General features: G+C 66.3%; 14 protein-coding genes. 7 read left to right on the top strand and 7 right to left on the bottom strand.

The annotated features are described in order from the left end of the window. Positions 1-12: 12 nt before the first annotated feature. Together Poly30_RS03860 and Poly30_RS03855 are read right to left on the bottom strand one after the other, a co-directional pair. Positions 13-1,737: an FG-GAP-like repeat-containing protein gene (locus Poly30_RS03860; protein ID WP_419190921.1), complete on the bottom strand. Its 1,725-nt coding sequence runs from the start codon at positions 1,735-1,737 to the stop codon at positions 13-15. A 209-nt stretch (positions 1,738-1,946) separates the two neighbouring features. Next, complete coding sequence (locus Poly30_RS03855) at positions 1,947-4,823, bottom strand: hypothetical protein (protein ID WP_145194705.1); 2,877 nt, start codon at positions 4,821-4,823, stop codon at positions 1,947-1,949. Positions 4,824-4,900: 77 nt separating this feature from the next. Here Poly30_RS03855 and Poly30_RS03850 point away from each other — a divergent pair, with 77 nt between their 5' ends. Together Poly30_RS03850 and arsM are read left to right on the top strand one after the other, a co-directional pair. Continuing rightward, on the top strand, positions 4,901-5,230 hold the full coding sequence (locus tag Poly30_RS03850; protein ID WP_145194704.1) for an ArsR/SmtB family transcription factor: 330 nt from the start codon (positions 4,901-4,903) through the stop codon (positions 5,228-5,230). Positions 5,231-5,253: 23 nt separating this feature from the next. Further along, complete coding sequence (arsM, locus tag Poly30_RS03845; RefSeq protein WP_145194703.1) at positions 5,254-6,189, top strand: arsenite methyltransferase; 936 nt, start codon at positions 5,254-5,256, stop codon at positions 6,187-6,189. Between the two features lie 16 nt (positions 6,190-6,205). Here the strand turns inward: arsM and Poly30_RS03840 are convergent, their stop codons facing one another. Next, complete coding sequence (locus tag Poly30_RS03840) at positions 6,206-7,102, bottom strand: hypothetical protein (protein WP_145194702.1); 897 nt, start codon at positions 7,100-7,102, stop codon at positions 6,206-6,208. Between the two features lie 173 nt (positions 7,103-7,275). Between Poly30_RS03840 and Poly30_RS03835 the strand changes: the two genes are divergently transcribed. After that, the gene (locus Poly30_RS03835) at positions 7,276-9,384 is read left to right on the top strand and encodes an amino acid permease (protein WP_145194701.1); all 2,109 of its coding nucleotides are present in this window, start codon (positions 7,276-7,278) and stop codon (positions 9,382-9,384) included. Between the two features lie 34 nt (positions 9,385-9,418). Then, on the top strand, positions 9,419-10,753 hold the full coding sequence (locus tag Poly30_RS03830; protein ID WP_145194700.1) for a hypothetical protein: 1,335 nt from the start codon (positions 9,419-9,421) through the stop codon (positions 10,751-10,753). On the opposite strand, the gene Poly30_RS03825 is transcribed toward Poly30_RS03830, so the two are convergent. Continuing rightward, positions 10,734-11,513, bottom strand: a complete 780-nt coding sequence (locus Poly30_RS03825; RefSeq protein WP_145194699.1) for a protein phosphatase 2C domain-containing protein — start codon at positions 11,511-11,513, stop codon at positions 10,734-10,736. The genes Poly30_RS03830 and Poly30_RS03825 overlap by 20 nt on opposite strands. Before the next feature lie 91 nt (positions 11,514-11,604). Between Poly30_RS03825 and mutS the strand changes: the two genes are divergently transcribed. Further along, positions 11,605-14,253 (top strand): DNA mismatch repair protein MutS, encoded by a 2,649-nt coding sequence (gene mutS, locus Poly30_RS03820; protein ID WP_419190920.1) that lies wholly within the window; start codon positions 11,605-11,607, stop codon positions 14,251-14,253. 31 nt (positions 14,254-14,284) lie between these two features. Here the strand turns inward: mutS and Poly30_RS03815 are convergent, their stop codons facing one another. Beyond that, positions 14,285-15,613: an HTTM domain-containing protein gene (locus Poly30_RS03815; RefSeq protein WP_145194697.1), complete on the bottom strand. Its 1,329-nt coding sequence runs from the start codon at positions 15,611-15,613 to the stop codon at positions 14,285-14,287. Positions 15,614-15,704: 91 nt separating this feature from the next. Here Poly30_RS03815 and Poly30_RS03810 point away from each other — a divergent pair, with 91 nt between their 5' ends. Then, positions 15,705-16,211: a GNAT family N-acetyltransferase gene (locus Poly30_RS03810; protein ID WP_419190919.1), complete on the top strand. Its 507-nt coding sequence runs from the start codon at positions 15,705-15,707 to the stop codon at positions 16,209-16,211. Between the two features lie 53 nt (positions 16,212-16,264). After that, positions 16,265-16,762, top strand: coding sequence for a DUF5658 family protein (locus tag Poly30_RS03805; RefSeq protein WP_145194695.1), 498 nt, complete (start codon positions 16,265-16,267; stop codon positions 16,760-16,762). Positions 16,763-16,808: 46 nt separating this feature from the next. Here the strand turns inward: Poly30_RS03805 and Poly30_RS03800 are convergent, their stop codons facing one another. Next, complete coding sequence (locus tag Poly30_RS03800; RefSeq protein WP_145194694.1) at positions 16,809-19,415, bottom strand: M14 family metallopeptidase; 2,607 nt, start codon at positions 19,413-19,415, stop codon at positions 16,809-16,811. 105 nt (positions 19,416-19,520) lie between these two features. Next, positions 19,521-21,737 (bottom strand): protein kinase family protein, encoded by a 2,217-nt coding sequence (locus tag Poly30_RS03795; RefSeq protein WP_145194693.1) that lies wholly within the window; start codon positions 21,735-21,737, stop codon positions 19,521-19,523. Positions 21,738-21,763 lie beyond the last annotated feature (26 nt).

Here is a 21,763-nt window from a genome sequence, read left to right as displayed (position 1 = left end):
CCGTTGGGATCGCTACCAGCCCCACTGAAGAGCCAGAGCGTTCGTGCGGCCCAGAGGCACGGCGGCTCCAGTGTCCCGGAAGACCGCTTGCAGGGTCCACGTCGATCCCGGGAACCAGGAGGCTGCGTAGGGAGCGTTCGTCACGTCGAGTTCGGTCTCGGCCAGACCGTCGAGTCTCGTGAGCGTCGGCTGACCCAGTCGGAACTCGCCCTGGTTCCCGAGGCAAAGACCGTTCGTCCCTGTGGGGCTCGAGTGGGTCCCCGCTGCGGCCAGGAAAAGACACAGGGATCCGGGCAGACCGTCGTAGACCTGGAGCCACATGTCGTCATTGATCAGCGAGAGCGAGCCGTCGAGCTGAAGTCGTGCCGACTTTCCTCCCGAGTGCAAGGGCGCGGGACAGTAGCTCAAGGCGTCGCCCGCAGAACCCCGGTAGATCCAGACCTGACCCGATTGCGGCCCCCCTTCGCTATCCTGAGCCCAACCGATCGCGAGTTCGTCAAGCCCGTCCCCATCCAGGTCTCCGATCAGAAAGCCCTCGGCGAATCGGCGAATGGTCGACTCGGTCTGCCCCAGGGGTGTCGCGTCAACTAGGACCTCTCCCGTATAGCCGCTGATCACCGTCACGGCCCCGAAGCCTGAGGAATCGAGGTATCTGTATCGTTCAGGAGAGCCCACCACCAGGTCCTCATAGCCGTCTCCGTTGAAGTCGCCACCGGAATGCATGTACAGGCCGAACTTACCGATGTCGTGGTTGACATAGTTGATACCGAGCATCTCGAACTGTCTTGGAAATGGCTCGTCCACGCGCCGCAGGAAGGCCCCGGTTCGGCCCGACCTGAATTCAAGGAACCCGCGCCCACTCGAATTGCCACTGCTGTTACCTGCAGGTGCGCTCACCGCGAAGTCTCGTACCCCGTCCCCATCGATGTCAGAGAGAGCGGCCATCGCCCAGGTATAGAACGACGCGCCCAAGCAACGGCACCCCCCATCTGCGTGGATCGTGTAGAGGGTCGAGAAGTCCGCCATGGAGACGGCCCTGACTTCGTCGTTGAAGAAGAAGTCGCCGATCAAGAGGTCGGCGATGCCGTCACCATTCAGGTCCCCGCTCGACGCCACGGAGAGAGAGCCGGCCCCGAAACTGGTGAACTCCATGACCAAGACCCCCGAGGGGCCGAGGTGAATTCCTATTCGCTCGGCTCCACTGCGCTCTGCTACGGCCACGTCGTCAAATCCATCACCGTTGATGTCTCCTAGCGGCACCACAGTACCGCCGTATCCGAAGATCGCCACCCCAGTTGAAAGGCCAGCGATGGTTGCGCCACTCCAGAGATCGGCCACTTCGATCGAGTTGACGGGGCTCGTTCGGACCAGATCCTCCCGCCCATCACCGTTGAAGTCCCCCACCAGAACGACGTTGTCGCCGAACGGGCCCGGGATCAAGCTGGTGTAGCGCGGAGCAAGTAGTGCCCCGTTCAGGCCAGACCGAAACTCGTACCAGCCGCTGAACTCGCGGTTCTTCAACCCTACCAATATGTAGTCGTCGAAACCGTCGCCGTTCACGTCCCCTAAGGGCCGTGAGAACGCCAGGGCGTCCCCAGTGACCCCGCCATTCTGAAGCGGTATCGAGGCCCCCATGTGCTCTCGCAAGAGCCGCTGCCCCGAAGCGATCGGGACGCAAACGGTCCAGATGCCAGCGGCGATCAGCGAAATGGACAAGGACGTTCTGCAGAGCTGCATGCGGAGATTCATAGCGAAGTGTACACGCGAAGGGCATGACGGTGGTCGCAGACATAGAGCAGGCGCTCTCCCGTTGCTACCACCTTGCGAAGATGACGGGTCAACGGCTCTTGAATGTCGTCGATCACGGAGTCCTCCACGAGACTGACCGCGCCTCCGGGACTCATGGTGGCCCTGAAGACAACCACCCCGCGCCGCTGAACGGCGACTTAGATCACGACTCCCTCCGGCTGCACGTCGATCACGACGTCTCGGATGTTGGACATCAGGAGATCCTGCATCGGCAAGGTGGACGACGCGCTGGGAATGGCGCCAGCTTGAGCCGTGATCAAGTCCCGCGGATTCGTGAAGTCGAAGAACTGAACCAGACCATCCTCGAAGTGATCCGCAAAGACAGCGCTGCTGCCGCTGGGAAAGAACGCCGACGCGGTGGGCAAGAACTCCTCAAGCTTCCTGTAGTCCGGAAGCGCGCCGAGCGTTCCGGCCTTCGGAGAAGGCATCTCTTCGGCTTCAAGGCTCAGCGTTCCGCAAGGGACCGCGAGCACCCAGCCTTTGTCGAAAGACGAACGGGGCGCGGGTTGCACGCATACCATGCGGGGTGCCCAGGTCTTGAGACGCTGCCGATAGAGCATGGGCCTCGTTGGCTGATTGAACCAGTCCTTGGCAGCGTCGTACTCCGCTTGGCTGAAGCCCGGCTGCCCAACATAGGCCGGGAACTGATTGAACTCGGGATGGGTGTTGAGCAGGAACCAATCAAAGGCGTTTGCAGGACTGCCTTCCGCCAGCTTTGCTCCGGGAAGCACGTTGGCCAAGTCAGCCATGAGTAGATCACGCCGACAGAAAGAGAGCCCGTCCGGCGTCTCCTGACGGAAGCAGAAGAGAAACTCTGCCCCAACGAACTCTCCGTAGCCAGGATCGCAAGCCGTCACCCTTGCCTGAATCCACTGGTCGTAGCGCGGACTTACTATTCCACCCATATAGAGCTCTCGACCCTTCTCCGTCCATCGACCTGCTGGCCTCTCCACGAACTTCAGGACTTCCAAGAGCACCGGTGGGCCGGACGAAAAAGGAGTCACATGCTGTTCAACGATCTTGAGGTCGGGTGGGTTCTTCGTGCCCGCTGGAGGAGCAGGAACCGTCGGACGACCCTCACCGATCAGAAACTGAGTATTGGCGACAGTCCCGAGCCACTGGCTCTCCTGCTGGAGCGTGAGCCCACCTGCGAAGGTGAAGTCGTCACCATCCGGAGCCATGGCATCGTAGATCACGTCGATCGAGCGGCTCCCTGGAGTTCCGCTGAGGTAGGGGACCCCCTCCCGCGGAATTCCATCGTTGATAGACGTCTGGATCAGATCAGGGTCGAGAAGAGAATGGCCCAGGCCGAACGTCCTGCGCCCGGCGAGATGCTTGAGTGGACGAATGGCCGTCAGTGGAGTGCTGGTCGTGGGGATCGGTGATACGTCCACCGAGGTCATGCAGTACGACTTGGTCGTCAGTTGGCCTCCAGCCTGACCGTTGAGGTTCACGGCCGATGTTTGCGCGTGGACGAACTCGATGTTGTCCGTCCCCGTCGCGCCCATCTGATTGGACTGAACCTTGGGAACGAACAGGTGCGTGCCACCGTCCAAGAGGGATGTGTGCGCCGTGACCGAAAGGCCCCCGCCCGCGCCCTGGGGGAAGTAGCCCACCCTGTAGATATTGGTCCTTGCTCCCACCTGGCCGTACGTGCTGAAAATGTTGGTCACAGCCCCATAGTCGAGGAAGTCCGTGTAGGAGAAGCCCTCGAGCTGTCGCGGCGGATCGACCGCCAGGGGTACTGGATAGCACGTCGCCACCAGGTGAAGGCCCAGCGTCGGTGAGTCCAGAACATCCATCTCCCGCGGGTAGTAGAGGTAGTCTTGTAGGGAGTTGGAGCCTCCGGCGGCGATCCCGCCGAACGCATCCTCCAGCAGCACCATGGTCTCCGGCCAGGCACCACGATTGACGAGGTCCGTGGCCGTCAAGCCTGTCCCCTGAAACGGAACGACTTGGCCTTCGTGATGATCGATGGGCATCTGGTCGCTCCACACAGCGGGGTCTGCGATGTCGAACACCAGGAACCCGAGCCGCTCCGCCGCCGCGTAGAGCTTATGCCCGTGGCTCTGGTCCTGCCCGTCCGGGACATCACGATGACTCGTCAGGCAGAACACCGGAGGCGGCTCGCTACGCTCAACCACGCCGGATCCAGGTACCAAGGGGTCCCCGAGCATGACATTGATGAACTCGAAGTTGTTGCACACCGCCTGCGTCGAGCCCGTGCCGGTCGTCGCGTAGTGCGACGCATCGCCGAAGCGTGGTCCCCACGCCACGGTCCCCGCTGGCGTCGCGCCGCTGCTGACATCGCTGGCACGCAGGCGAACTCGCACGATACCGTCCGTCATCATGGCGACATAGACGTAGAGCTCTGTCGGCGCCCCAGCAGGCTGGTCGATCTCCAGGTCCGTCGCGAAACTTCGATACACCTGGGAAGGCCCAGGCAGAGCTGGAAACACATCGGGGTTGCGATTCAGAACCACCGTGTAGTCGGGTTCGATTTCGTTCCCCGTCTCGCCGGAGGATCCCGGAGCCCCCAGTACGGCTCTGACCTTCTCGATCTCGTAGAGCCGCAGGTGGCTCTGCTGGCGCTTGGCGAAGATCGCCGCCACGTAGGTCTGACCGCCCAGCTCGAGAATGCCGACGTCGTTGCAGTAGCGGTTGCTGAACTGCAGGGTCGCGACACCCGCGCCAGAGTCGTCGACTCGTCCCACCCGATTGGGGCCTGGCCCGATATCGCCATCGACCATCCAGAGCCCATTCTTGCCGGCGGCCATGAACACGTAATTTCGGTAAGCCGCCCCCTCTGTGGTGAGCGTGTATCCGTTCCCGAAGTCAGCGTCGGGATCCACAGCCATTCTCACGGCGCTGACGCCGAACTGGCCAAGGGTGAACTCTTTGACTGGATTCGCGAAGTTGTCCGACGGTGTTCCGGGGGCGGCGGCCGGCTCGATGGCGATCATCGTCGCTCCCTCGATGCAGAACAGATACTTCCCGTCCGCCGTACCGGTCATGGGACCCTTGGATCATTTTTCGATATTTCTAGTTTTATCGAACTATAGAGGGGGACCGACGGAGCTAGAAGAGGGCCATGACGATCGAAGACCTCTGCCAGCGCATGGCCGCACTCGGGAATCCCTCGAGGATGGAGATCTATCGCCTGCTCGTCCGCGCGGGGCGACCCGGCCTTTCCGTCGCCAGCGTCCAGGAGAGAGTGGGCATCCCGGCGTCGACCCTCTCCCACCATCTGCGCAGGCTCGTCGAGGTGGGACTCGTCCTCCAGGAGCGGACGGGCACCACGCTCCTCTGCAGCGCCGACTTCGCGGTCATGGAGGCCACCTTCGCCCTCTTCGCGGCCGAGTGCTGCGCCGACGAACCCGAAACCAGCCGATGCGACACTTCCTCCGGTAAGTGCTGCTAATGGCACCACCGACACGGATCAAAATGAACACACATCAAGACACGCAAGACGCCGTTCGCAAGGGTTACGCCCACGTCGCCCAGGCCGGACTTAGCAGCGCCCACGAGGGAATCGCCGGGATCGCCGAGGCCTTTGGCTACTCGAGGGAGGAGCTGGAGAGCATCCCCGCGGAGTCCAACATGGGGCTCTCGTGCGGCAACCCCGTCGCGATGGCCTCGATCCGCCCCGGCGAGACCGTCCTCGACCTCGGCTCCGGCGGTGGGCTCGACGTATTCCTCGCTTCGCGGGCCGTCGGCCCGACGGGGAGAGCGATCGGCGTTGACATGACCGGCGAGATGGTCAGCCTCGCGCGGGCAAACGCCGCAAAGGGCGGCTACGAGAACGTCAAGTTCCACCTGGCCGAGATCGAGGCGATGCCGCTCCCCGACCACTCGGTGGACTGCGTCATCTCCAACTGCGTCATGAACCTCTGCCCTGACAAGGACGCGGCGCTGGCCGAGGTCTACCGCGTCCTGAAGCCCGGCGGCCGCCTCGCGATCTCCGATATCGCACTGAAGAAGGCCTTGCCCGCCGAGATCGAGAAGGAGGTCGCCGCCTGGACCGGCTGCATCGCTGGCGCTGTGACGATCGACCAGAACCGCGACGCGCTCGCACGCGCGGGCTTCGGTGAGGTCGTCGTGCAGGATGCGGGCAGCGACCTGAACGCCTACCGCGAAGGCGGACATGCCGCGTGCTGCGGCCCGGAGTCAGAAGGCGACATGAGCGCGAACGTAGAGGCCGCGGGAGCGACCGCCTGCTGCGCTCCTCCTGCCGGAACGAGCGTCTCGGCGACCTCGTGCTGCGCACCGGAGCCCGCGAGCGCCCAGCCGTCGTACCACGAAACGATGGGCGAACTGCTCGACCGGTTCGACGTGAACGAGTACGCGGCCAGCGTCAAGATCTGGGCCGTGAAGGCGTAAGAGCCCGACCCGCCAGCTACCGTGGCGACTCGTCGTCCTCGGACGGCGGGCCGGTCCACTTGCCGAGCTTCTTCGGAAGGCTGCGCTGATTCTTGCGCAGCCACGCCGTCCATTCGCTCTGGGCGTTCTCCCCGTACTCGGGCGTCTCCTCGATCTCGAGCCGGTTCGCAAAGGTCTTCAGCGCGAAGTGAATTTGACGCCGCTTGGAGTCGTCCATCTGCGAATCGAACTGCTTGATCACCGACTCCGCCGCGTCTTTCGTGCCGAGATAGAGCAACGCCCGGCAGGCCGACAGGGCCACCGGCTCCCCCTTCATCTCGTTCGGAAACGCGTTCAGAAGTCCGGCCAGGGCATCGACGACGCGGTCGTCCCGGAGGCCCTGCCCGACGCCGACGGCCGTCTCCAGCACGTCCATCGCAGCGCCTGCGTCTCCGTGCTCCTGATTCGGCCCGGTCATGTCGGCGACCAGGGTCCACATGTGTCCCTTGAACCACTTCAATCGTTCCACGTAGGCGGTGACGGCGGTCTCGGGATGCTGCCGGTCCGCGAGCAGCCTGAAGGCCTCGCGCTGCACCACGAGCTTGTCGTCCTCGAGGGCGGCTGCGAGGACCTCGGCGGCCTCCTTGGAGGGCGCGTTCTCATGCTCGCGCGCGAGCGCCGCCACCTCCCGAAGGGCGCGCATTCGCACCTCCACGTCCTCCGATTCGAGGTCCGGCTCGAGGCGATCGATCACTTCCTTGTCGTGGGCGCGATGGGCCTTGCAGATCTTGCCCTTGCCGCAGTCTTCGCAGACGTCGGCAAGCGCAGCAGCCGCGGGCGCGTGAACCCAAGAAGACGACCCGGGCGCGGCGAGAGCCGGTCCTGCGGGCAAGCTCGCGCCGAAGACGAGAAGGGCGATAGAAGGAGAGATCATGGCACTCTGACGGTTCGTTCGAGCCTGGCAGGCGGGATATTCGTCGGCTCGACTTCCACGCCGACGGCCCCACAGTCTAAGGGCCCAAAGCCCCTCGTTCGGCGAGAATCAGGGTGAGCAAATGCCGCACCCGATCTACTTGGCCAGCCTCCGAAACCGTAGAGTCTTCCCCCATGGCCCAAGCCCAATCCGGCGCCGCTCTCTCCAAGGAGCTCCGTCTGCTCGACGTCTATGCCCTCGCCACGGGCGCCACGCTCTCGGCGGGCCTCTTCCTTCTCCCGGGAATCGCCGCGGCCCAGGCAGGCGTGGCCATTCCGCTGTGCTACCTCATCGCGGCGATCCCACTCGTCCCCGCCGTGATGTGCAAGGTCGAGCTCGCCACCGCGATGCCGAAGGCCGGCGGGACCTACTACTTCCTCGACCGCAGCCTCGGCCCGCTCGCCGGCACCGTCGGCGGCCTCGGGACCTGGCTCGCGCTCATCCTGAAAACCGCCTTCGCGCTGGTCGGCCTCGGCGCGTACGTGTCCCTGTACCTCGAGCCGAGCCCGATCCTCACCAAGTCGATCGCCATCGGCTTCGCGCTGGCCTTCGGCACGCTGAACATTCTTGGAGCCAAGAAGACCGCCGTCTTCCAGAAGCTCCTCGTCGGCGGCCTCCTGATCATCCTGACGGTCTTCTCCGTCCTCGGCGTACCCGAGATCGACTTCGGCGCGTTCAAGAATTTCTTCGCCGCTGGCTCGGACTCGCTGATCGCCACCGCGGGCACCGTCTACATCAGCTACGTCGGCGTCACGAAGGTCATCAGCGTCGCGGAGGAGATCAAGAACCCCGAGAAGACGCTGCCGCGCGCCGTGCTCCTCTCCATGATCACGGCGGTCGTGGTGTATCTCCTCACGACCACGATCATGGTCGGCGTCGTGCCGATGGCGGAGCTCGCAGGCAACGAAACGCCCATGGCCGCGGCCGCGAGCAAGATCGCAGGATCGTTCGGTAAGGCCGTCATCAGCGTCGCCGCCGTTCTCGCGTTCTTCTCCGTCGCGAACGCAGGCATCCTCAGCGCCTCTCGCTACCCGATGGCCATGGCCACGGACCGCCTCGTGCCCGGCGGACTGGCGAAGCTGAGCGGACGCGGCACGCCCGCGCGCTCGATCGTCCTCTCCGTCTCGATCATCATCGTGATCGTCGCGTTCCTCGATCCGCTCAAGATCGCGAAGCTCGCGAGCGCGTTCCAGCTCCTGATCTTCGCGCTCCAGTGCCTCGCCGTCATGGTGATGCGCGAGAGCGGCCTGAAGTCCTACGACCCGAGCTTCCGCGCGCCCTTCTATCCGTGGCTGCCGCTCTTCGGACTCCTCGCTCCGTTCTTTCTGATCGCCGCCATGGGCACCCTGCCGGTGCTCTTCAGCCTGGGCCTCATCGCGGGCGGCGTCGGCTGGTACTGGACCTATGGGCGCGAACGCGTCGATCGTCGCGGCGCCGTCTTCCACGTCTTCGCCCGCCTCGGTGAACAGCGCCACGAGGGCCTCGACACCGAACTCCGCGGCATCCTGAAGACGAAGGGCCTGCGCGACGAGGACCCGTTCGATCAAGTGGTCTTCAGCTCGACCGTGATCGACGTCCAGGCCTCGGTGCCGTTCGACACCTTGATCGATCGGGCCGCCAGCGCGCTCCATGCGCGCACCGGACGCGATGCTTCGCTGTTCGTCCAGGGCTTCACGGAGGGCACCAAGACAGGCGCCACGCCGGTGGCCAAGGGCGTGGCCCTTCCGCACATGCGCATCGAAGACTTCGGCGATCCCTGCCTCGTTCTCGTGCGCGCCCACGAGACCATCGAGATCAAGGGCGGCGACGTCTTCGGGAACCAGACCACCCCGGAACAGGTTCACGCGATCTTCTTCCTCGTCAGTGACGCGTCGGATCCCGGCCAGCACCTGCGGATGCTCGCCAAGCTGGCGAGCCGCATCGACGAGGAGGACTTCCTCGACGGCTGGCTCGGCGCGCGGAACGAAGTGCAGCTACGCGAGGTGTTCCTCCGCAACGAGCGCTACCTGTCGATCAAGCTGGAGGATGGATCGCCCGCCGCCTCACTCGTCGGCAAGTCGATCGAGCAGCTGGAGCTGCCGGAGGACAGCCTCATCGCGGCCATTCGCCGCGACGGGGCCACGATCATGCCGCGCGCCAGCTCCGTTCTGCAGCCGGGAGATCGGCTGATCGTGATCGGAGAGTCGCGCGCCATCACCCAGCTTCGCGAGCAGTTCGGACGCAAGGACGCGCCAGCGGCCTGACGGACGCTTGCCGCCAGTGACGATGAGCGAAGGATTGCAGGATAGCACCGAAGGCGCCGCCACGATGAAGAAGGATCGAAGCTGGATCTGGCTTGCGGTGATCACGTTGGTCGCGCTCGTGATTCGCACGGGAATGATCGAGCTCGTCGGGGACGCCACGAACTTCCGCGTCGCCGAGAAGAACCCGCGCCCGCTCATCTGGGAATGGGGCTACGAGCAGGGCGCCATCTCGCAGTCGCTCGCCGACGGCGACGGCTTCCGCGATCCGTTCCTGAAGGAGTCGGGCCCGACCGCATGGGCGGCGCCGCTCTACCCCATGCTGGTGGCGACGCTCCTGCGCATCACGGACGGACCGAGCTGGAGCACGGCCGTGGCCCTCGCACTGATCCAGGCGCTGAGCGCCGCCCTCACGTGCGTCTTTCTGTTCAGACTGGGGCGCGTTCTGCACTCAGAAGCGCTCGGGTTGCTCGCAGCGGCCGCGTGGGCGCTGCATCCGATGGCCGCCTACCTGCCCGTCGCGCTCGTCTGGGACTCCACGTTCGTCGCGCTGGGGATCACCTGGTTCCTGGCGAACCTGGCGGAGTCGGTCTGCGAACGCGGACTCGAGCCCATCTCGGCGCGAACGGGCGCGGGCCTCGGGCTACGCTTCGGGCTGGTGTTGCTCGTGAATCCAGCGCCGCTGGCGCTCGTTCCCATGATCGCAGCCTTCGTGGCGCTGCGGCAGACGTCGATGGATTGCGTCCGCCGTGCGCTCCCAGCACTCGGCGGGTTCGCGCTCGCTGCTGCGGCGATCACTGCCCCGTGGACCGTCCGCAACGCCCTCGTCCTCGGCTCGCCCAACATCCGCACGAACCTCGGCGTCGAGTTCATGGTCGGAAACAACGACGACGCCACCGGCCCCTTCAACGGACACCTCCATCCCGCCTACAACGCGGACGAGTTCGCGAGGTACGTCGAACTCGGCGAGGTGGCCTACAGCGCGGAATGCCGCGATCGCGCCATGGACTGGGCACGGCGGAATCCCGCGCGCTTCGCGGGGCTCACGCTGGAGCGCTTCCAGCGCTTCTGGATCGGTCCTGACCCCCGCGCGAAGGTCTACCTCGGGATGGGGAACGAACAAAAGCGCGACTGGCAGGGCTGGATCAAGTACGCCTCCCATGCGCTCGCCGGGGTCCTGGGAATCCTGGGCTGCCTCCTCTGGAAGAGCCCCGTGCGCGGCTCCGCCTGGATCCCGCGCGGTACGCTCCTGCTCTTCCCGGCGGTGTACTACCTCACGCACGTCTTCGAGCGCTACCGGTTCCCGATTGAGCCGATCGTCACCCTGGCGGCGGCGGCGCTCGTCCTGCGCATCATGCGATGGAGACGGTGATCGCGAAGTTGTCCTCGCCACCGGGCTGATCGCGCACGCCGTTGAGGGCCATGCGCCCCAGCCCACGGGCCAGCGCTTCGACGTCCGCGCCCACGCGAGCGACCATCTCGCCGATGTCCTCGGGCTGAATCGAGAGCTCTGGATGGCCGTAGTGACACTCGGTGACGCCATCGGTGCAGGCGATGAGGACCTGGCCCCGGGCCACCGCGGCATCGAAGTAGCTCGAAGGCGGAACCCCAAGACTGTAGAGATCCCACGGCGCTGCGTAGTGCCTCGACGGGCTGTCGAGCCGCTGCACGCTATCGCCCGGCCCCACGAGAAAGAGGGCCGAATCACCGATCGAGAAGCCCTGGATCCGACCCGCCGCCCGATCGAGCGCCGCCATCAGAATCGTGGAGCGTGACTTCCCCAGGCTGGCGCGGCCGCGCCACGCCTGCGCCATCTTTCCGAACGCCTGGATCGGCTCCAGGCCGGGACCGGCGTGATCGTAGATCTCCCCGAGGGAAGCCACGAAGGCGCGGCTCGCTTCGACCCCGTAGTGACCGTCCGCCACGATCTGAATCGCGATGTCGCCGTCATCGAAGAGGTAGAGCGCGTCCTCGTTCGGCGCCGCCTCGGGCTTCTTACGCTTGATGGCGAGATCGGTGCCCACGCTGATCGCGCAGGCGGACCCGTCGGCGACGGTCTTCACCGCAATTTCCCCCGGCTTCACGTGGGAGGGGCCAAAGAGGGCAATCGAAGGCGTCGAGGGGTCGTTCATGGCGCTGTGGCTGGTATTCTAACCGCTTGTCCGCCTGAGCGTCCGCACTCCGCCCAGCCCCACCATGCCCCCCACTTCGCCCCCAACCGCCGTGACTCCCTCACCCCAGACCTCCCCATCTGGCTCTGGCAAGACGAAGGTCACGATGATGGACCAGTTCAACGCGGCCAAGAAGGAGGCCGGGGACGCCATCGTCTTCTTCCGGATGGGCGACTTCTACGAGCTGTTCGGCACGGACGCCGAGGTGGCCAGTCGCGAGCTGGGGATTGCCCTTACCTCGCGATCGAAGGGCGCCGATGCGATGCCGATGGCGGGCGTGCCCGTGAAGTCGATGGAGCCGTACCTCATGCGGCTCGTGCGCGCCGGTTTCAAAGTCGCCGTCTGCGAGCAGATGAGTGACCCGAGGACGACCAAGGGCATCGTCGACCGGGGGATCGTTCGCGTGGTGACCGCGGGGACGATCACCGAGGAAGACGAACTCGACGCGCGAAGCAGCAACTACCTCGCCGCCCTCATGGTCGACGGCAAGCGCGCCTCGGTCGCGTACGTCGACCTCTCTACCGGGCGCGCCGCAGCGAGCGCGGACCTCGACCTCGCTCGCGTCACTGACGAGATCGCGCGCATCGCTCCGGCCGAACTGCTCGTCCCCGAGGACCTGCCGCGCACCGCTCCGGATCTCGCGGAGGCGCTCCAGCTCGACCTCGGCCCGCGCATCACGTGGCGCGAGCCGTGGCACTTCTCCCGGGAGTCGGCGCTCCGCGTTCTCAAGGATCAGTTCCGCGTCGGCACGCTCGAAGGATTCGGCTTCGACGACCAGGATCTCGCGGTCTGCGCCGCAGGCGCGGCGATCGACTACGCGCGCGAGACCCAGCGCGGCGGCTGCGACCACCTGCTGCGGCTGGAGAAGATCGACACGGGCCAGCACCTCGTCCTCGACCGCGCGACGCGCTCGTGCCTGGAGCTGACGCAGACCCAGCGCGGAGCGCGGCGCGAGGGATCGCTGCTCGACGCGATCGACTCGACCCTGACGCCGATGGGCGGACGAATGATGCGCGACTGGCTGTTGAGCCCGCTGCGCGACGTGGAGCGAATCGTCTACCGCCAGCGCGGCGTCGCCGAGTTCGTGGACGGACCGTTCCTGCGGGAGGACGTGCGCTCGCTCCTGAACGGCGTGCTCGATATCGAGCGGCTCGTCGCCAAGCTCTCGACGGGGCGCGTGAACGCCAGGGACCTGAACGCACTGAGCGGATCGCTCCGCATCGTCACGCCGCTTCGGACGAAGATCGCTGGCGTGTATTCGAAGGCGCTCGGCGATCTCTCGGACGCGCTCGATCCGCTGACCGAGGTCGTGGAGTCGATCGACATGACGATCGTCGAGTCGCCGCCGATGACGATCAAGGAGGGCGGCGTGATCGCGGCGGGCATCAGCTCGGATCTCGACGAGCTGCGGCAGATCGCGGGCGACGGCAAGGCGTGGATGGCGCGCTTCCAGGGCGACGCGATCGAGCGCTACGGGATCCCCGGTCTCAAGATCGGCTTCAACTCGGTGTTCGGCTACTACCTCGAGGTTCCGCGGGGCCAGGTCAAGCAGGTGCCCACGGACTTCGTCCGCAAGCAAACGCTGAAGAACGCTGAGCGCTACATCACGCCCGAGCTCAAGGAGTTCGAGGACAAGGTCCTGCGCGCCGAAGAGCGCGCAAAGGACATGGAGTACGAGATCTTCAACGCGCTGAAGGACCAGGTCGCCGCGGAGATCCCGAGGATCCTCGGGACCGCGCGGTCGCTGGCGGAGATCGACGTGCTGGCGGGCCTCGCGCAGACCGCGGCGACCCAGCGCTACTGCGCTCCGACCGTGGACGGGGGTGACACGATCGAGATCAAGGACGGTCGCCACCCGGTCATCGAAGCGATGCAGAAGGACGTGACCTTCGTGCCCAACGACACGACGCTGGACCGCAAGAAGCGCAGCGTCGGGATCATCACGGGCCCCAACATGGCGGGTAAGTCGACGTACATCCGCCAGACGGCGCTGATCGTCCTCCTGGCGCAGATCGGCAGCTTCGTGCCAGCGAGCTCCGCGAAGGTCGGCGTCTGCGACCGGATCTTCACGCGCATCGGCTCCGCGGACGATCTCTCGCGCGGCGCGTCGACCTTCATGGTCGAGATGGTAGAGATCGCGAACATCCTGAACAACGCGAGCACGAAGAGCCTCGTGGTGCTCGACGAGGTCGGGCGCGGCACGAGCACCTTCGACGGGCTCGCGCTGGCCTGGGCGATCGTCGAGCACATGCACGACGTGGTGCGTGCGCGCACGCTCTTCGCCACGCACTACCACCAGCTCACCGAACTCTCGGACAAGCTCACCGGCGTCCACAATCTGTCGGTCGCCGTGCGCGAGTGGGACGACGAGATCGTGTTCCTGCACCAGATCATCGAGGGCGGCACGGACCGCTCCTACGGCATCCAGGTCGCGCGCCTCGCGGGCGTCCCCGACGCTCTGATCGGCCGCGCCCGCGAGGTCCTGCGAGACATCGAAACGGACTCCGACGACCTGGGCGCACGCATTCTGCAGAAGCGCCACGTTCCGGACGCCGCGCTCTTGCCGCCCGGCATGCAGCTCGGCCTCTTCGACAACGAGCCGAGTCAGCTGGAGAAAACGCTGGCGGAGATCGACGTCGAATCGACGACGCCGATGGAAGCTCTCCAGCTCCTCGCCAAGCTCAAGGAACTCAGTCGCTAGTGCCCCGAATCAGAAGCTCGCGGCCGGCCGGTCATCGGCCATCGGAAGGCGGCTCCAGGATCCAGTCGTCGTGCCCGAAGGGATCCCGCGTCACCGTCGCGAGGTCGACCTTCGGGTCGTAGAGCGGCCACCCGGGGCCGCCGTTGAGAGAACAGGCGCTGTAGCGCGCGTAGAGCTTCGGACGGGGCAGGCCGCGCGCTTCGTGGTCGGCCTTGACGTCCTGCACGAATCGGTAGAGGACCTCCGGATTCGTCGCCACGCGTTGACGCTGACGGTCGGTGAGGTACTGGCCCTGATCGATGGGACGAGACTCTCCTGTGACCGGATCGATGGCGACGAGGGAGAGCTGACCGGACTTGGTGCGCAGCATCATCCGCCAGCTCATGCGATGGCCTTCCTCCGTCCACGTGACATCCCCGGGGATCAGGTGATGCCGCAGCGGCAGCGCGATCTGCGTGACGAAGTAGAGCCCCAGCGCCGTGAGCGCCCATGGCTTCGCAGGCTGACCAGCGGGCGGCGCTTCCGGCGGCGGCACCCCGCCGCGAGACCGCGACATGCCCGGCACCCAGGCGAAGAAGCGCTCGACGCTCTCGTCGGAAAAGAAGAACACGGTGAGCGCCAGCACCATGTACGGGAAGATGCCGATGTGGAAGACCGCGCTGTTGAAGAGGTTGAACGCGACGAGGCCAAAGAAGCCGAGCGCCCGCGTTCGGTGCCACCAGAGCGCCGGGATCACCAGAGCGTCGAAGATCAGCGCGGCCCAGACGGTGAAGCCCTGGAACCACGGCTTGACGATCAGCGCACCGAGCGGCCAGCGGTCGCCCTTCGAACCGAGGTTCACCCTCAGGTAGTCGCCGTTCAACCAGCCGGGATAGAGCTTCGCGATCGCGGCGTAGGTGAAGACGATGAGGACCTGGAGCCGAAACGCCCGGCCGATCCACGGGTCCGCGTGGAAGCGCACGGTCCGCCTGCCCGCTCGCACGTCGAGGGACGCACGGTCCGCCGCCGGCACCAGCGTCATGCCCCAGGCAAAGAGCACCGCGAGGTAGTAGTGGTTGTTGTAGTGCGTCGTCTGCCCCAGGTAGGCCCCGGTCCAGAGCGTCGCCAGAGCCACGCTGGTCCAGCGGTAGCGCCACCCCAGCATCACTCCCAGCGCGGCGAGCCCCATGACGACGAAGTAGCCGACCATCCACTCTCCCGAGAGCACGCGCAAGGCGACAAGATCACCGACGGGAAACGTGAACCGCGGCTCGACGAACGCCGAATGCACCCAGCCCGTGGCGATCGCCCCCCACGACTCGGCCAGCATGAGCGCCCCGAAGAGGATTCGGAAGAGGACGAGGGAAGCGTTCGAAGCCATGGCTGCGCCTATTGGAGTTCATCGCCGTCCACGCCGCAACGGAAGCCTTCAGGGCGCGAGCGAGCGCCGCGGCGGTATGATCGGCCGCACCATGACGGACGCAACCGGCCCCTCCATCCGCGATTACACCCCGAAAGACGCCGCGGCCGTGCTGGCCCTCAACCAGTCGAACGTGCCGGAGGTCGGCACGCTCGATCTTCCCAGGCTGGAGAAGCTCATCGGCCAGGCGGACTGGGTGCCGGTGGTCGAACTCGGGGGCGAGATCGTAGGGTTCGCGATCCTGCTGGTCGAAGGCACCGACTACGCGAGCACGAACTACGGTTGGTTCCAGGATCGGCACGAGCGCTTCTACTACGTCGATCGCATCGCGCTGGGGCCGGGCGCACGTGGCCAGGGGCTCGGACAGACCCTTTACCGCGAAGCGGTTCGCCGGGCGAGCGAGGCTGGCCGGAGCGTCCTTTGCGCAGAGGTCAATACGATCCCGCCGAACGAACCCTCGCTCCGCTTCCATGAGCGGTTCGGCTTCACGGAGACGACCCGGCGCTGCCCCTACGGCGACGAAAACGAAGTCGCGATGCTGGAAAAGTCGATCCCCTGAGGGGGTGCGCCCTCCACGGATCAGAACCGAGCCGGTACGATGGGCCCCGCACCATGCCAGGTATCGCTGACTCCTCCGCCCGTTTCCAGAACGCTGCCGAAGACGCACTTGGCGCCGCCGGACGCGTCTTCACGGACCGCCGCTCACGGCCGACGCCGATGCTCTCACGCTACTGGCTCCGCGGCCGACGGCGCGAGGCAGGCCGGCGCGCAGCAGACGCTCAGCACGTCTACGTGGATCGCTACACGCGCATGGAGACGGCCGTCGTGCTCTGGCTGATCGTCGCGTCGATCGCGGACCTCGGCCTGACGCTCCTCCACCTGGAGCAAGGCGGCACCGAGGCCAACCCGATCATGGACTGGTTCCTCACGCACGGCGGGACCGCCGCGTTCATCGGCGCCAAGCTGGCGCTCACCGCCGTCCCCACGGGGTTCCTGCTGCTGCACGCGCGCTTCCGCGGAACGCGCCCGGCCCTGCTCGGTCTTGCCCTGATGTACGCCGCGCTGCTGGGCTACCACGCGGTCGCAGCCTGGGATCGCCTGGGCGCCTGACCTCTCCTTTCTTTCGGGCCAGGCGCCGTCGAGCGGTCAGCGCCCGCTACGGCTGGCAGAACTCGATCTCCAGGCCGTTCGAGAAGTTGAACCCCGCGCCCCCCACGTCGCGCAGCCAGTACTGGAAGTTCCACGTCTCTCCGTTCAGGATCGGGACCGGCAGCGACGTGAAGTCGAGCGTGTAGGAGCCGAAGCCCGTCCCGTCCGTCATCACCGCAGGCAGGCGCGCGAAGGCGCCCGCGATGCAGATGTTGCCGTTCCCCACGGGGTTCATGGCGCGGCCTTGGCCGTAGAAAAAGAGGCCGAAGCCGCTCGGATTCGCGTTCGAGACCGTCAGCGTGAGCGCATTCTGCGTGACGTCCGTGGAGCCGGTCGCCGCGATCGTGGCGCCTGTGGCCCACTGGTTCGGAGTGAGCGGGCAGTAGTTCACAGGCTGCGGGCACGTCGGCATGTCGACCACCACGATCTCGACGTCGTCGATGGCGGCTTCCACGATCGAACCCGCTCCCAGGTCCGATGCGATGAAGCGCGCACGGACGTTCGAGGTGAGTGACACGTACTGCGCGATGTCGACTTCGGCCTCGATCCAGCCGCCGCTCGTTCCCGCGCCCGCGGGGCCGACGACGTCCGCCGCGACCCATGACGCGCCGCCGTCGTCGGAGAGATCCACCTGGAAGACGTCGGCGCCGGGCGCGGAGCCGGTGCTGTTGGAGTACCAGCGCGCGTAGCGCAGGCTCGCGGACTGCGTGCCCGAGAGATCGAAGGTTGGAGAGACGAGCGTCGTGCTGCCCCCGTCCACGTCGTTGACGCCGGAGGAGGCCCCCACCGTGGCCTGTCCCGTGAACCAGCATCGGCTCCCGGGATCGGGCGTGTGGTCGTTCTCGGGCTGGGCGGCGGTGCCGTTCGGATCGTCCATTATCCACTCGCCGGTCGTCGCATCGTTCGGTGCACCGACGGCCCAGCCCTGGGCGCCCCCGGACTCGAAGTCGAAGGCCGCCAGGGTCCGGACACCCAGCGCGATCTCGGCGCTGAGTTCGAAGCTCCGACCCCCTTCCGTCACGGTGACCACGATGGGCAGAACCGCGCCCATCGGCGCCGCGGGATCGATCACCAGTCGCAGCGGAGCCGTGTTCTGTCCGGTGCTGAAGGACGCCGCGCTCACGATCGAGTTGCCATCGGTCACGGTGGCGAAGGGACTGTTCACCACCATGGTGACCTGGGCGGGACCCGAGTCCGCGCGCCCCGAGTTCCTGACGAACGCATCGATCACGACGTCCTCGCCCGGCTCGAACGTTCCGTCCATGTCGCCCTCGTCGATCGCGACGAGTCCCAGCGGCCGGAGCCACGTCCCCGCCGCAAGCGCCGTGCTCGCGAAACCGGTCAGGTTCTCCTCGGCCAGCGGCAGGATTCGATTCCGGGCGGGCCAAAAACCATCCGCGCTGCTGCCGATCTCCGGTGTCCACGAGTAGGTGCCGTTCACTCCGTAGTCGTAGTCGACCGTCCCGCCATCGGCGAGGTAAAGAACGATGGAGACGGGCCCGTGTGTGTAGCCGTTGTCCGCCGACGCGAGGTCGCCGATCTCCTGCATCTCTGGCCAGTCGGGCGGGTACTGAGCGACGTAGCCCCAGGACGAAAGCCAGACGTTCGAGTACGTGTGGACGCTGAGCGCCGTCGCGAAGCTGCGCGAGGAGATGAACTGCATCATCGCCTGGGTCTCGGGCTCGGATCCGGGTGAAGGTCCGCGGTACGTCTCCGAACTCGCGGTTCCGCTCGAGCCCGCGCCGCCCCACTGGAACGAGTAGTTGCGGTTCAGGTCGACCCCGAAGGACCCACCGTTGTCGCGTCGGTTCTTACGCCAGAGCCCCCCGCCGCCGGGTGCCTGACTGCGGTTGTACTCGTAGCCATCCGGGTTGACGCAGGGGACGACGTAGATCTCCCGCTCGTTCAGGAGGTAGGTGGCCACAGGATCCGTTCCGTATCCCTCGAGCAGGTAGCTGAGGAAGTAGAGCGTCGCCTGCATGCCCTGGGGTTCACGTGAGTGGTGCAGCGCATCGAGGCGCATCTCGGGCTCCGACTCGTCCACGGTCGGGTTGTCCGAGAGCTTCACCATCCAGAGCGGACGCCCCTCGAGCGACGTGCCGATCGAGACCTTAGGCGCCACCAGCGCGGGGTACGCAGCGGCCATCTGGTCGAGCACCGAAACGATCTCCGCGTAGGTGTAGTAGCCGCCCATGCTGCCCTGGCCGAACTCTGGGCTCAACCATTGACCGTAGGGGCCGCCGGCCGCCCGGCTTCGCGCCGCACCTGCGCCCGATTCGTCCGCGGTCAGCCGCCTGGCGTAGAAAGCGCTCAGGTCCTCGATCTCGACCGTCGCCGTGAGTCCCAGGTCACGAACTGCCTCGATCTCGTGGTCCCGCGCGAGGACCTTGACCTCACCCTCGTCGAGCTTCAGCGCGAGCGTATCCAGATCGAGACGCGCAAGCTTCAGCAGCTCGAGCGGCGCCCCCGTGATGGAGACGAGATGAACGGCCTCGTGCGCGTGTTTCTCGGGCAGAGGCCCATCGGGCGATGGACGCCCCGGGTCGCCGAAGATCGCGGGAACGGAGGCGTCCGGCGTCTGGATCGCCATCAGGAGCAGGAGGGGGAGGAGCATGCTGCTATCGACGCAGAGGAGCCCGCGTAGGTTCCGACGGAAGTCCCGACCCTGGCGCTGGTACTGACGCTGGCACGGACGCTGGTCCCAATGCTGGTACTGACGCTAATCCCTCAGAGCGGCGGTCGCGGCTCGTACGGAACCGAGATCGAGGCCCCGATAGCCCATGTCTTCCAGCTTGGCCAGCACCTCGGCGGCCATGGCATCCTCGCCGAGGAAGAAGAGAGTTCGGGCCTGGAGCACATAGGCCGGCACGAAGCCAGGGTCCTCGCGAATCAGCTCGTCCGCGATTCCGAGCGCCCGCTCCCGCGCGCTCTTCGCGATCTCCGCCTCCCCTTTCATGGCGCGTACCGCGGACGTCACAAGAAGAGCGCGAGCCCGCTCCAGTCGCACGGAACGCTCTCTGCCCTCGGCGCTGAGCGCCTCGACCTCCTTGAGGAACTTCAGGGCCAGCGTCTCCGCCGCCTGGAAGTTGCCCTCCGAGAGCGCCAGTTCAGCGCCGATCACATCCGCGCGCGCCTTCAGGCGTCGCCACAAGTTCTCTGAACGCACGGACGACACCACGGGCCCGATGCGACCCCTGGCCTCCTGAATTCGCTGGCGCGCCGCCTGCAGATCCCCCGCCGCGTGAAGCCCTTCCGCGGAATCGAGCAGCTGCTCGCCGAGCTCCAGATCCGCCGTGGCCGGCAGCTGACCCGTATCGAGCAACATGGACATGTCCGCGAGCGATGTGTCGTGAAGGAGCGCAGCCTCTTGCCATTCACCGATGTCCGCGAGCAGGCTCGCGAGGTCGCGGGTCGATCGCGCCCATTGCCGGCGCCAGCGGATCTCGGACGGCTCCATCGCACGCAGCAATCGCCAGCCTTCCACGGCCTTGCGCTGGGACTCGGCCGCGTCGGTCAATCGCCCGGTCGTCCGCTCCAGGTTTCCGAGGACGCTCGCGCCCTGGGCGAGCGCCTGACGAAGGTGCGGGCGTCCGGGATCCATCTCGACGAGCTGCTCGGCGCCTGCCACGTGCTGACGAAGCTTTTGGATCGCCAGCACTGGATTTCCTTCCAGCACCGCGATGTTCGCCTCGAGCCTGTTGAGGCGAACCTGAATCTCGAGCGCGTCGCGATCGACGACTTCCCCGTTCAACGACTCGTCCGCCAGGACGCCGCGCGCACGCGCGAAATAGCCTCTGGCCTGCTCGGCGCTCGAAGGTCCACTCGACATCCGAAGCTCTCCGTACCCCATGAGAGCGCGCGCGAACGCGATTCGCGTCTCCTTCGAGCCCGGACGCTCCTTCAGCTGTGTCTGCCCGACGGCGATCGCGCTGCTGTAGTGCCTCGCAGCGGGCACGAACTCCCGTCGGCCAACCGCCAGGTCGCCCAGCGCCGTCTCGGCGGCGAGAAGAATGACGGCAGCCTCGTTCGGATCGTCGAGTGCCTCAGCGCGCTCGACGGCGCGCTCGAACAGAGCTTTCGCCTCGGCGTCGTTTCCCTGGACCCGCTCGGCCTCGCCGTTCCAGAGGAGCGTCCGTGCCAGAAGCAGCCGGTCACGCGGACCGCGTTCTTCCTCCAGCATCGTCTCCATCGAAGCGAGCGCACGCTTGCCAGCTTCCGCCAGCGGCGCGATCACTTCGACGCGGTCCAGCTCGGGATAGATCCCACCCAGGAACCCCTCGAACGCCGCGCGCGCGTCCTCGAATTGCTGTGTGGATCGAGCCCGTTCGCGGGTCGATTCCCTCAACATGATCGCCAGCATCACGATGGCCGCGACGGCCGCACCGATGATGAGCCAGTCCTGCCTGGAAAACCCCTTGAACTGGGATTGGCCCTTGAGCGCGGCGGCGAAGGCGGAGGCCTTCGGCCGGTTCTCCGGGTGAGGGCTCGCGGCGAGGGCCGCCAGACTGACGAGTTCCCCTTCGAGACCGTGGGGGACGCTGACCCGGCCGTCGATGGCCTCCATGGCCAGCTCATCGCCGGTTCCGCGGCGCGCCGGAATCCCTTCGATCAGCTCGCGGATGATGAGCGAGAGGGCGAAGACGTCAGCGCCTGGCCCCGGCGCCTCGCGGCGCGCGGCCTCTGGAGAGACATAGCGCATCCGATAGAGCGCTGGCTGGGGCGCTCCTGCGGCCACGATCGAGACCCCGCCTGCGCGGGCGAGCAGGATGGAGCGCGGTGTGAGGTCCCCATGGACCTCCCCGCGGGCGTGCATCGCCGCGATCGCCTCGGCGGTCCGAAGTGCGAGTCGCCGGGCCTCTTTCCTGGAGAGGCCCTCACGAATGGCGTCGTCCAGATTCGGGGCGTCCGTTCCGGTATTCAATGCGGTGGAGTTCACGGCAGAAGGCTAACCCGCTCTCGATG

The organism is Saltatorellus ferox (assembly GCA_007751475.1).
GTDB lineage: Bacteria > Planctomycetota > UBA1135 > UBA1135.
The sequence above is the reverse complement of the archived record's forward strand: the minus strand, read 5'-3'. Positions and strand labels throughout refer to the sequence as shown.